Origin of the sequence: Antarcticibacterium flavum (assembly GCF_006159205.1) — a bacterium.
Taxonomy (GTDB): Bacteria; Bacteroidota; Bacteroidia; order Flavobacteriales; family Flavobacteriaceae; genus Gillisia; species Gillisia flava.
This window is the reverse complement of sequence record NZ_CP040812.1, coordinates 1,320,094-1,333,159: the sequence shown is the minus strand read 5'-3', so window position 1 is coordinate 1,333,159 and position 13,066 is coordinate 1,320,094. Positions and strand designations below refer to the sequence as shown.

The window sequence follows — 13,066 nt, the reverse complement described above, 5'->3', positions numbered from 1 at the left end:
ATTTTATTTTTAAAATTGAAGAAATTTATTCTACCTGTTCTCATCCTTATTTTTCCACATGCAGGTAAAAAAAAATTAAGCCGAAAAGGCCGATGGATAGTCAGTTTAAAAAAAAATTGGAAAAAAACGTTACAAATGTTTGCTTCCTAAATTTTTCTGTCGTTAACTTTGCTTTCAACAAAACAATAAAATGTACCAGAATATTTGCAATATGTGTATGATGATGTGGAGACCTTCCGCAGCGGACACTATTGCATGATATCTAACAATATAGAATTGCAAAGCCGCTGCCACCGCAGCGGCTTTTTTGTTTTAAGATGTTAGTATTGAGATATGAGTATTGAGATAAGAAACAAGAGGCAAGAAACAAGAAACAAGAGAAGAGAGAAGAGAAAAGAGAGAAAAGTGGACAGAGGACAGAGGAGAGAGGACAGACAAAACGAATAACATATTTTTAGCCTACAACCTACAACCTACAACTGAGAACCGACAACCGATAACCGACAACCGATAACAATGAACACCAACCCCGCAATAGCAACAATAATGATCTGTATGATGCAGATGTGTATTATGTGCGCAACAAAACGCTATTGCCGGCAATTAAGGATCTAAAAATTTAGTTTTAGTTAGTTCAATTCCAAAATCCCTTCGGCAAGCCAGCTGAAGGGATTTTTTTGTTTTTAGATGTTAGTATTGAGATATGAGTAGTGAGATAGATGTAGAGACGTAACATGTTACGTCTTCAAAATCAAAATCAAAATCAAAATCAAAATCAAAATCGGAATCAGGAATAGAACCAAGAAACAAGAAACAAGAAACAAGAGAAGAGAGAAGAGAGAAGAGAAAAAAGATAAAAACCAAACCGTCCAGACGCAATGCTTTGCGTCTTTAATCCAAACAGAAAACAGAAAACAGAAAACAGAAAACAGAAAACAGAAAACAGAAAACAGAAAACAGAAAACAGAAAACAGAAAACAGAAAACAGAAAACAGAAAACAGAGAACAGAAAACACCAAACACCAAACACCAAACACCAAACACCAAACACCAAATATTAAACACTAAACACAAAAGATTATGAGCACACAAAAATTCGCGACAAACGCACTGCACGCAGGACATGATGTAACTACCAATGGAGGAACAAGAGCTGTTCCTATTTACCAGACCACTTCTTATGTATTTAAGAACTCACAACATGCTGCCGATCTATTTTCATTGGCAGAACCCGGGTACATTTACACGCGTATCAACAATCCCACCAACGATGTGCTGGAGCAAAGGCTAGCGGCGCTGGAAGGGGGAATTGCGGCCGTAGTTACCGCTTCAGGAACTGCTGCGACCACTACAGCATTGCTTACGCTGTTAAGGACCGGAGACCATATTGTTGCTTCCAGCAGTTTGTATGGGGGCACCTATAATCTTCTAAATGTTACCCTGCCAAGGTTTGGAATCACTACCACCTTTGTAGATGCCTCCAATCCTGAAAATTTCAAGAAAGCTGCAAAGGAAAATACCCGTGTCTTCTTCGTAGAGTCGCTGGGGAATCCGAAACTTGATGTAACGGACCTCGAGGCGATCTCCGGCTATGCAAAGGAGCATAAGGTTCCGTTTTTTGTGGATAACACGGTAGCCACTCCTGCACTTCTAAGGCCTATTGAGCATGGGGCAGATGTGGTAATTCATTCGCTTACAAAATACATTAACGGGAATGGTACTACCCTTGGAGGAGCCATTATAGATGCCGGGAAATTTGACTGGGCAAACGGAAAATTCCCTGAATTCACCGAGCCTTCTGCAGGATACCACGGCCTGGTATATCACGAGGCACTGGAGGAAGCCGCATATATTGCCAAAGTGCGTATTGAAGGCCTTCGGGATCACGGCGCGGCCTTGAGCCCCTTCAACGCTTTCCAGATCCTGCAAGGGCTGGAGACCCTGGAGTTGCGAATTAAGAAGCACAGTGAAAACGCCCTGGAACTTGCCAAATGGCTGAAAGAACAACCGGAAGTTAAATGGGTGAACTATCCCGGTCTGGAGGAAAGCCCGTATAATGAGCTTGCTAAAAAGTACCTTCCAAAAGGCCAGAGCGGCTTGCTCACTTTTGGTGTGGAAGGTGGTTTTGAGAGTGCCAAAGTCGTGGCAGATGAAACAAAAGTCTTCTCTCTGCTGGCCAATATTGGGGATACCAAATCCCTGATCATCCATCCTGCCAGCACTACTCACCAGCAGCTAAGCGATGAGCAGCAGGAGTCTACCGGCGTTACCAAAGACCTCATTAGACTTTCTGTAGGCCTGGAGGACCTGGAGGACCTTAAAGCCGATCTTAAACAGGCTTTTGAAAAAACAGTAAAAAAAGCACTCATATAATGTTGGTTGAACCGGGGCAGGTATTGAATTCAAAAAAATATCTGCTCCTTTTTCTTACTAAAGAATTTCAGAATTATGATTCAGAAAATAGTAGTCAAAGAATTTGAGAACTCGGCCGGCACCTTGCAGGATATCAGGTTTAGCTATGAGTTTTTTGGAAAGCCACCGGGGGAGGCTCCCATTGTACTGGTAAATCATGCCCTCACTGGTAATTCTACCGTCACCGGGAATACAGGCTGGTGGGAGGAGCTCATAGGGGAAGGGAAATGCATAGACACCAATTTTTTCACCATACTGGCATTTAATATGCCCGGCAATGGTTATGAGGAACAGGATGCAAACCTCCTTCACAACTATAAAGAATTTACACTTGGAGATATCGCTGGAATCTATGCCAGGGCTCTTGACCAGCTTGGAATCACTTCGCTTTATGCGGGAATTGGAGGAAGTATAGGAGGAGCTTTACTGTGGGAAATCGCGGCATTAAGGCCGGGGCTGTTTAAAAAGATCATTCCTGTGGCTACAGATTATAAAGCCTCCCAGTGGTTACGGGCGCTTTGCAAGGTACAGGACCAGATCCTCCATAACTCTGCCGAGCCATTGAAGGACGCCAGGATGCATGCCATGACCTTTTATAGGAGTCCGCAATCATTGGAGGCAAAATTCGGGAATTCTGTGACGGGATCCTCCTCTGTTTGGGATGTGGAATTCTGGCTGGAACATCACGGCAGGAAGCTGGAAGAGCGGTTCAAGCTGGCTTCCTATAAGCTAATGAATCACCTGCTTACAACCATTGATATAAGCAAAGGCAGTGGAGACCAGTTAAGCGCTGCGGCACGTATTGAAGGGGAGATACATATTGTAACGGTAAATTCAGACAGGTTTTTCCTGCCTGAGGATAACTGGAATACCTATGTCAATCTATCGCTGGTAAAGAATAATACCTACATCCACGAAATAAAGTCCATTCACGGTCATGATGCTTTTCTAATTGAGAACAGCCAGCTGAAGTCTATTCTGGAACCTGTATTCAATACCACCAACCTGGAAAAGCAGAAAATTAAGGAGAGTATAAGTTCATAGGGAAATTCAGGAAGCACCACAAAACACAAACAAAACAAAAGACAAACAGAAATGAAAAAATTAAATCTAATACTATTTGGAGTAGGGAATGTAGGGAGTACCCTCATAAACCAGGTATTAAAATTACAGGAACAGCTAAAGGAAAAAGGAGAAGTAGAACTCAATATCCCAATCATCCTGAATTCCACCACTGCATTCTTTGAAAAGAAGGGCGTAAGATCTTCCTGGGAAGCCGATTTTAAGAGCTTCGGGGTGCCATACAACTTTGATGCAGTCCTGCATTTTGTGAGAAAGAGCAAGTTGGAGAACCTTGTGGCGGTAGATGCCACGGCGAGTGAGGAGCTGGTGCAAAGATATCCGCTGCTTGTGCGTAATGGCTTTCATGTCGTGGCCGCAAATAAAGTAGCCAATACGCTCTCTGCAGAATTCTACAATGATCTAAGGCAAAACCTTAGGGAAAACAATAAACATTTTCTCTATGAGACCAATGTTGGCGCCGGGCTTCCTATAGTGGAAACCATCCAGAACCTGCATGCCGCAGGGGAAAAAGTCACCAGGGTAAGAGGGGTTTTTTCCGGTTCCCTGAGTTATATTTTCAATACCTTTTCTGAAAGCGATAAAAGTTTTGATGCCGTGCTTACCGAAGCCGGGGAAAAAGGATATACAGAACCAGATCCCAGGGTAGATCTTTCAGGAAAGGATGTGGCAAGAAAATTACTCATCCTGGCAAGGGAATTACAGTTGAAGAAGGAATTAAGCGAAGTGAAGATACAGGACCTGGTCCCGGTGCATCTCAATGGCGGGAGTAGTGTAGCCGATTTCAGGAAGAACCAAAGTGACCTTAATGAAGATCTTTCAGCCCTTAAGGCAGAGTTGTTGCCGGATGAGGTAATAAGGCATGTAGGCGAGCTGGATGTGGCTACCGGGGAACTGGAGGTAAAACTTGTAAAGGAAAAGAAAACCTCCCCGCTGGGAAGCCTTCAGCAGGCAGATGCCTCTTTTGAGATCTTTACAGAATCCTATGGAGCACGACCGCTGGTAATTCAGGGAGCAGGAGCAGGGGCCGCGGTGACCGCAAGAGGGGTACTATCTGATATCCTCAGGCTTTCAGAAAAATTAAATTAAACAAGACATTATGAGCAATCAGCATTTTGAGACAGGAGCAGTTAGGAACCAGATGCAGCGTTCTGCTTTTTCAGAACATTCAGCACCGGTATATCTTACCTCCAGTTATGTATTTGACGATGCAGAAGATATGCGCGCATCTTTTTCAGAAGAAAAGGAAAGGAATATCTACAGCAGGTTTACCAATCCCAATACATCTGAATTTGCTGAGAAAGTAGTTATAATGGAGGGAGCAGAGGCCGGCCACGCCTTCGCAACGGGAATGTCGGCTGTATTTTCATCCCTTGCCGCTTTACTGAACAGCGGGGACCATATTATCTCTGCGCGCTCTATTTTTGGATCCACTCATGGCCTGTTCACGAAATATTTTCCGAAGTGGAATATTAGCCACAGCTATTTCAATGTGAATGAGGCCGATAGAATTGAGGATTTAATTAAGCCTGAAACCAAAGTTATTTTTGCTGAAACGCCCACGAATCCGGGTGTCGATATCCTGGACCTGGAGTGGCTGGGGGAGGTCGCAAGGAAACATGATCTACTCCTGATTATCGATAATTGTTTTGCCACGCCATACCTGCAAAACCCTATAGATTATGGAGCTGATCTGGTGATCCATTCGGCTACCAAATTAATAGACGGGCAGGGAAGGGTGCTTGGCGGGGTGACCGTGGGAAAGGCCGATCTAATAAGGGAGATCTACCTGTTTTCAAGAAATACCGGCCCTGCACTTTCTCCCTTTAATGCCTGGATATTATCCAAAAGCCTGGAAACCCTGGCGGTGAGACTGGACAGGCACTGTGAAAATGCTTTGAAAGTGGCAGCATTCCTGGAGAAAGAGGAGCAGGCAGAGCAGGTAAAATATCCTTTCCTGAAATCGCACCCGCAGTATGCTATTGCCAGGAAACAAATGAAACAGGGAGGTAACATCATCTCCTTCGAGATAAAGGGGGGAATAGAAGCAGGCAGGAAGTTTATTGACCGCATCCAGATGTGTTCCAGAACAGCAAATTTGGGAGATTCCCGTACCATAGTAACTCATCCCCCCTCTACTACACATGGCAGGTTAAGCGAGGAAGAGCGGCTGGAAGCAGGAATAAATCCCGGGCTTATTCGTATTTCTGTTGGACTCGAGCATGTAGAGGATATTATCAAAGACCTGAAGCAGGCGCTGAGGAGTTAGGAGTTAAAAGTTAAGAGTTAAGAGTTAAAAGTTATGAGTTATGAGTGGAAAGAGGAGAGAGGATAGAGGATAGTCAGGACGCAGCCCCCCGGCCCCCTAAGGGGGAGTTTTTTACTCAAACTTTCTTACTAAACCAGAACAAAGGAGCTCCTTCCCTTTATAAAGGAAGGTGGCACATTTTCGATGTGTCGGAAGGGTCCCGTGCGGGGAATGAGTAGTGTTTGTAGTTCTGGTGCTGTGCGTGACCAGGAACCGCACCCAGCACCTCGACCCTCGAATTAACAAATCCCGAATTAACGAATCCCGAATTAACCAATTAACCAATTCCCAATTACCCAATCCCTCCTTCCCACTTTTTCGTAACTTTGGGCCAAAATCCAAATCCAATGAAGATCCACCTAAAAAGGCTAAACGACAACTACCATTTTGAAACAAAGAATGAACGCGGGGACATTGTCCAGTTAGATAACAAATCTGAACCAAATCCGCAGGGGGCCAGTCCTATGGAGCTTTTGTTGATGGGGATTGCCGGTTGCAGTAGTATTGATATCGTCATGATCCTGAAAAAACAAAAGATCGAGCTGGAGGACCTGCAGGTTGAAGTAGAAGGATTTCGCCAGGATGGTGCTGTACCAAATGTTTTCACTGCCATTAAAATGGATGTATATCTTAAAGGTGATTTTTCAGCCGATAAAGCCAAAAGAGCAGTAGATCTTTCTATTGATAAATATTGCTCTGTGGCAAAAATGCTGGAGAAAACTGCAGAGATATCTTACGATGTTTACCTGAACGGAGAGCTAATCAATTAGTGCTGGGTTTCAAAACAGATATAGTAAAAAGCCGGGAGATAAAAAAAAGGTACAGGATCCTTGGGGGTGTTGCCATTCTTGTTAGTGCCTACTTTATTTTCATCGATAAACAGGACTGGGATCCGGCTATTCATATTATTCTAGGGGTGCTTTATCTTGGAGGTATGTCCCTGGGATTTGGCATCCCCTTTATTAAGCCTGTGAAAAAGGGGAAACTTATCCTCGACAATGAAAATATCGAAATTTATAAAGAAGGCCGGATCAGGTCATTTCCCTGGTCGGCAATTGATAATGTAAGGCTCCAGTATTCCGGATATGGCAGCTGGTGGAGCCATTCTATTTATGGCAATAAGAATTATCTTCTTATTACAACCGGGGAAGGTGAAAAAATGGATTTGGAGATCCTGGTGAAAAACAAAAAACATAAGGAGGAACTTAAAGAGATCCTCAATTCTCCCACTGTCTCCCGTTTCACTATTAGTAATCTCCTGAACAATAGCTTCTAAACCCAATTTTAGTGCTATTGTTCTCCGACTAAACTATTTATTAAAATTTATTGAGTAGATGATCACGTTAGGCAATAAAATTTCACGTGTTATCAATATAATAAAGAAATTCACAGTGTAATACAATTCTTCCCGGCCTACGAAAGTTTATCGTAAAATTTGAAATGAGAGGGGCGTTAAGAATTTTAGGCTGTCTGAGCGAAACGGATTACTCTCGCAAGTTTTATTTTTCCCGCGAGTTCCTAAAATTTAGCCACCGAATGATAAATTTAGATAAGCTTTCGTAAGCCTAGACTTTTTTGCTTCTTTTTTGGGCGATGCAAAAAAGAAGGAGCGGTCTTATAAAAGGAGGATAGCCTCGATAGATTTTCTTTCAGGTTATTTCGGAAATTAATCTCTCATAAACACATCAATTGTAATGACTAGGATCAAATTTTTAAACTTTTTAAAGGAAGAAGTTTGTTTAAATGTGTTATGATTTTAATCAAGACTCCAGATTCTTTTGTAGATTTAATTAATTGGTATTCTATTAAAAATTTACTAATCTCCTTGCATTCTCCGGCAGGTGCCCTATATTTGCTTTTTAAGTTCATTTATTTCATAGTATCGTTATCAAGAAAGGTGGAGGGATTAGACCCGTTGAAACCTTGGCAACCCTCCCCAGGAGAAGGTGCTACATTCTACCACGTCCGCGTGGATAGATAACAAAAAGATTCTTTCCTTACTTCTTTTTTGATAGTGATTAATTTCAATTATATGTCAAAAATAGAAGACCAACTCCTACATAAAATACTCATCCTGGACGGTGCCATGGGCACGATGCTGCAGGATTATAAATTCACCGAAGAAGATTTTCGAGGGGAACGTTTTGCCAATTGGCCGGTTTCGCTAAAGGGAAATAATGACCTGTTATCTCTCACCCAGCCAAAAGCCATAGCCGATGTTCATCGCAAATACTTTCTTGCTGGGGCCGATATTGTTGAAACCAACACCTTCTCCGGCACCACCATCGCGATGGCCGACTACCAGATGGAAGAGCTGGTATACGAACTCAATTATGAGAGCGCCCGTATCGCCAAAGAAGTAGCACAGGAAATTACGGGAAAAAACCCTGAAAAGCCACGCTTTGTGGCTGGTGCAATGGGTCCTACCAATAAAACTGCCAGTATGAGCCCCGATGTTAATGATCCCGGCTTCAGGGCCATTTCCTTTGAGGAATTAAGGGTCGCTTATAAACAGCAGGCCCGGGCTTTGATCGATGGCGGGGTGGATGTGCTGCTGGTGGAAACCGTTTTTGATACCCTCAATGCAAAAGCTGCGTTATTTGCTATAGATGAACTAAAGGAGGAACTCAATAGCGATATTCCCGTGATGATAAGCGGGACAATTACAGATGCTTCCGGCAGGACCCTTTCCGGCCAGACGGCAGAGGCTTTTCTTATTTCCATTTCCCATATCAACTTGCTAAGTGTTGGCTTTAACTGCGCGTTGGGAGCCAAACAACTCACTCCGCATCTCGAGGTGCTGGCAAGAAGATCCAATTTTGGAGTTTCTGCGTATCCCAATGCCGGACTGCCCAATGCTTTTGGGGAATACGACCAGGATGCAGCCGAAATGGCAACACAGGTGAAGGAGTACCTGGAAAAGGGGCTGGTTAATATTCTTGGTGGTTGCTGCGGAACGACCCCCGCACACATAAAAGCCATTGCAGAAGTTGCAAAAGATTATAAACCGAGAAAGATTCCCGGTAATAAAATTCTAAATGCTGAAGTATAGTGATGAGTAGAGAGAAGATTTTAGAAGAAGAAAACATCGGTGCCCCGGAAAATCATAGATCTGCAGAGGCATTCCGCCCTATGAGACTTTCGGGACTGGAGCCACTGGTGATCACTCCCGAAAGTAATTTTATAAACGTGGGAGAGCGAACCAATGTGGCAGGCTCAAAGAAATTCCTAAGGCTAATAAATGAAGGAAAGTTTGAAGAGGCACTGGATGTGGCCAGGGACCAGGTAGACGGCGGGGCACAGATCATTGACGTCAACATGGACGACGGACTCATAGACGGAAAAGAGGCCATGGTTAAATTCCTGAACCTTATAGTTTCTGAACCGGATATCGCCAGGGTGCCCATTATGATAGACAGTTCCAAATGGGAAATAATCGAGGCGGGCCTTCAGGTAGTGCAGGGCAAATGCGTTGTGAATTCCATTAGTTTGAAAGTAGGGGAGGAGGAATTCCTTACCCACGCCCGAAAGATCAAAAGGTATGGCGCAGCCGTAATTGTGATGGCCTTTGATGAGGTTGGCCAGGCAGATAATTTTGAAAGAAGAATAGAGATCGCCAAACGCTCCTATGACCTGCTCACACAAAAGCTGAAATTTCCGCCGGAAGATATAATATTCGATCTGAACATTTTTCCTGTGGGAACCGGGATGGAGGAACACCGTAGGAATGCTATAGATTATATCGAGGCGACCAGATGGGTGAAAGAGAATTTGCCGCACTGCAGCCTTAGTGGTGGGGTGAGTAATGTCTCTTTTTCCTTCCGCGGGAATAATCCCGTGCGGGAAGCGATGCATTCTGTTTTCCTGTACCATGCGATCAAAGCGGGAATGAATATGGGAATTGTGAACCCGGCGCTGCTGGATGTATATGATAATATCCCGAAGGACCTTCTCGAGCACGTGGAAGATGTTATCCTGGACAGGAGAGATGACGCCACAGAACGGTTGCTGACATTCGCCGAACACGTGGTGGGAACCGAGAGGGAAAGTAAAGTAGATCTTTCCTGGAGGGAAAAACCCCTGCAGGACCGCATCACCCACGCCCTTGTCAAAGGAATAGACGCCTATATCCTGGAAGATATTGAGCAGGCCAGAAAGGAAGCCGAAAGACCGCTGGAGGTGATCGAAGGGCATTTGATGATAGGTATGAACGTGGTGGGTGACCTCTTCGGAAGCGGGAAAATGTTCCTGCCCCAGGTGGTGAAATCGGCACGGGTGATGAAAAAGGCGGTGGCGTATCTTTTACCATACATAGAAGCCCCCAGCCCCCAAAGGGGGAGCAAAATTACAAGACTGCTGATCCTATGCTATATGGTTTGATGAAAAAATTAGCTCAGGAAATGAGGTATAATAATCCAACTCATGCTGAAAGCGTTCTTTGGAATGAATTATCTAATAAACAGTTGGGAGACTACAAATTTAGAAGACAACATATAATAGGGGCCTATATAGCAGATTTTGTTTGTTTGAAAGAACGCTTAATAGTTGAAATAGATGGATTAATTCATCAATTACCCGAAAATAAAAAGAGTGATCAGGAAAGAACTAAATGGTTAAATAGTCAGGGATTCCGGGTAATTCGGTTTACCAATGATCAGGTTCTCGCAGAATTAGAAGATGTTTTGAAGACCATTTTATACCAGTTACAAAAAGCTCCCCCTTCGGGGGCGGGGGGGCTGGAAAGGTTCTACTCGCCACTGTAAAGGGTGACGTTCACGACATAGGTAAAAACATCGTGAGCGTGGTTTTGGCTTGTAATAACTACGAGATAATTGATCTGGGGGTGATGGTGCCGCCGGAGAAGATCATTGAAACCGCCAAAAGGGAGAATGTAGATGTTATAGGCCTTAGCGGACTTATTACTCCTTCGCTGGACGAGATGGTGCACCTGGCAAAGGAGATGCAGCGGCAAAATTTCCAGGTTCCGTTATTGATTGGCGGGGCGACGACTTCCAAGGCACATACAGCTGTGAAAATAGACCCGCAATACAATCAGGCAGTGGTGCATGTGAATGACGCGTCCAGGGCAGTTACGGTGGTAGGGGACCTTTTAAAGGAGAATACCCGTAGAAAGTATATGGATGATCTTAAAACCGAGTATGACACCTTCAGAAATAATTTCAGCAAGCGAAGCAAGGTCAAGGATTTCCTGCCAATTGAGGATGCACGTGAAAATAAGTACAGCATCGACTGGAATACAACTCAAATTATCAAACCCAATAAACTGGGAGTGCAGGTGATCGAGGATTTTGACCTGCAAAAGCTGGAAGACTATATTGACTGGACCCCGTTCTTCAGGAGCTGGGAATTGCACGGGAAATATCCGGCAATCCTTCAGGATGAGGTGGTGGGAGAGCAGGCAACCGCACTTTTTAGTGATGCACAGAGACTCTTGAAGAAGATCTTTTCTGATAAACTTCTGAAGGCCAAAGCAGTCTTCGGATTATTCCCCGCTAATACCATCAATGACGACGATATTGAGATCAACTACGGAAATCCTTCCGAAGAAAAAAAGATGATCTTCAGGACGCTTCGACAACAGCTGAAGAAGCACCGCGGAAAGCCCAATTTTGCCCTGGCAGATTATGTTGCACCAAGGAATTCTGGTATCGACGATTATATGGGTTGCTTTTGTGTCACAACAGGATTTGGAACAGAGGAGCTGGCAAAGGAATATGAAAAGGATCACGACGATTATAACTCTATTATGATCAAAGCCCTGTCTGACCGGTTGGCAGAGGCTTTTGCGGAATACCTTCACAAGCAAATAAGAACAGAAGATTGGGGATATGCTCCCAATGAAAATTTGAGCAATGAGGAATTGATAAAAGAGAGCTATAAAGGCATTCGGCCTGCACCGGGTTACCCGGCCTGCCCGGATCATTTGGAGAAAATAAGCATTTGGGAAGTACTTAAAGTAGAGGAGAGAATTGGCGTGAAGCTTACCGAAAGCCTTGCCATGTGGCCCGCTGCCAGTGTGAGTGGTTATTATTTTGCCAATCCCGAAGCCAGGTATTTTGGTGTTGGAAAGATCAAAATGGACCAGGTCCGGGATTTTGCCGAAAGAAAAAATATGCCAGTGGAAGAAGCTCAAAAATGGTTGAGTCCGTCTATTGCCGATTAATTTAATAACAAAATATCAATCGGCTTACTGGTTTAAAAGAACCTGGAAAACCGAAAATTTAAAAAAAAGTTTAACAATTTAAAATTAACCCGACTCCCCTCTTTTGGAGGGGCCGGGGGAGGCCAATGAAGATAACTGAACATATAGAAGCCGCAAACGGGAAAACGCTTTTCTCTTTCGAGATCCTCCCGCCCTTAAAAGGGCAAAACATACAATCTATCTTTGACGGGATTGATCCCCTGATGGAATTTAAACCTCCCTTTATTGATGTTACCTACCACCGGGAGGAGTACGTTTATATTGAACAAAAAAACGGTTTGCTGGAGAAGAAGATCGTAAGGAAACGTCCCGGAACAGTAGGAATTTGTGCCGCGATACAAAGTAAATATAAAGTAGATGCGGTGCCGCATATTCTCTGTGGCGGCTTTAGCAAGGAAGATACCGAGAACTTCCTCATAGATCTGGATTTCCTGGGAATTAAAAATGTGATGGCCTTACGAGGGGATGCAGTAAAAAGCGAAACCTATTTTCGCCCTGAGCCCAACGGGAATTTTTTTGCCAGTGACCTGGTAAGGCAAATCGCAGGCATGAATTTAGGTGATTTTCAAGAGGAGATCCTGGACAATTCGCATAATACCGACTTTTGCATTGGCGTAGCCGGTTATCCTGAAAAGCATATGGAGGCTCCCAACCTGGACCAGGATATCAAGAGGTTAAAGGAAAAAATGGCAGCGGGGGCAGAGTATGTGGTGACCCAGATGTTCTTTGATAACAAGAAATTTTTTGAATTTGTTGACAGGTGCCGGGAGCAGGGAATAACAATTCCTATTATTCCGGGTTTAAAGCCAATTGCCACCAAAAAGCAGCTAAGTGTAATCCCGCATCGTTTTCACGTGGATCTTCCGGAGGAGCTCATTCACGAAGTTGAAAAATGCAGGGATAATGAACAAGTACGACAGGTAGGAGTAGAGTGGTGCACAGAACAGAGCCGGGAATTAATTGCTGCCGGCGTGCCGGTGCTTCATTATTATTCAATGGGAAAAAGCAGTAATATTAAGCAAATCGCGGGGGAAGTTTTTTAA

8 protein-coding genes, 1 pseudogene and 1 riboswitch are annotated in these 13,066 nt (G+C 43.9%); all 9 genes and pseudogenes read left to right on the top strand.

Annotated elements, in window-relative coordinates:
• Positions 1 to 1,080: 1,080 nt before the first annotated feature.
• The 9 genes and pseudogenes from FHG64_RS05530 (at position 1,081) to metF (ending at position 13,066) form a co-directional block, all read left to right on the top strand.
• Positions 1,081 to 2,373 carry an O-acetylhomoserine aminocarboxypropyltransferase/cysteine synthase family protein gene (locus FHG64_RS05530; RefSeq protein WP_139065489.1) on the top strand — a complete coding sequence of 431 codons (1,293 nt, stop codon included), beginning with the start codon at positions 1,081 to 1,083 and terminating at the stop codon, positions 2,371 to 2,373.
• A gap of 75 nt (positions 2,374 to 2,448) precedes the next feature.
• Positions 2,449 to 3,456 (top strand): alpha/beta fold hydrolase, encoded by a 1,008-nt coding sequence (locus FHG64_RS19550; RefSeq protein ID WP_246054305.1) that lies wholly within the window; start codon positions 2,449 to 2,451, stop codon positions 3,454 to 3,456.
• 51 nt (positions 3,457 to 3,507) lie between these two features.
• Positions 3,508 to 4,581 carry a homoserine dehydrogenase family protein gene (locus FHG64_RS19545; protein WP_246054303.1) on the top strand — a complete coding sequence of 358 codons (1,074 nt, stop codon included), beginning with the start codon at positions 3,508 to 3,510 and terminating at the stop codon, positions 4,579 to 4,581.
• A 10-nt stretch (positions 4,582 to 4,591) separates the two neighbouring features.
• Complete coding sequence (locus FHG64_RS05520; RefSeq protein ID WP_139065488.1) at positions 4,592 to 5,761, top strand: trans-sulfuration enzyme family protein; 1,170 nt, start codon at positions 4,592 to 4,594, stop codon at positions 5,759 to 5,761.
• A gap of 386 nt (positions 5,762 to 6,147) precedes the next feature.
• Positions 6,148 to 6,570 carry an OsmC family protein gene (locus tag FHG64_RS05515; RefSeq protein WP_139065487.1) on the top strand — a complete coding sequence of 141 codons (423 nt, stop codon included), beginning with the start codon at positions 6,148 to 6,150 and terminating at the stop codon, positions 6,568 to 6,570.
• On the top strand, positions 6,570 to 7,076 hold the full coding sequence (locus FHG64_RS05510) for a hypothetical protein (protein WP_139065486.1): 507 nt from the start codon (positions 6,570 to 6,572) through the stop codon (positions 7,074 to 7,076). Before FHG64_RS05515 ends, FHG64_RS05510 begins: the two co-directional genes overlap by 1 nt.
• Positions 7,077 to 7,682: 606 nt before the next feature.
• Positions 7,683 to 7,784: riboswitch (SAM riboswitch) on the top strand.
• Positions 7,785 to 7,832: 48 nt separating this feature from the next.
• Complete coding sequence (locus tag FHG64_RS05505; RefSeq protein ID WP_139065485.1) at positions 7,833 to 8,852, top strand: homocysteine S-methyltransferase family protein; 1,020 nt, start codon at positions 7,833 to 7,835, stop codon at positions 8,850 to 8,852.
• 80 nt (positions 8,853 to 8,932) lie between these two features.
• A pseudogene (locus FHG64_RS05500) lies at positions 8,933 to 11,984 on the top strand (vitamin B12 dependent-methionine synthase activation domain-containing protein).
• A gap of 125 nt (positions 11,985 to 12,109) precedes the next feature.
• Positions 12,110 to 13,066 (top strand): methylenetetrahydrofolate reductase [NAD(P)H], encoded by a 957-nt coding sequence (gene metF / locus FHG64_RS05495; RefSeq protein WP_139065484.1) that lies wholly within the window; start codon positions 12,110 to 12,112, stop codon positions 13,064 to 13,066.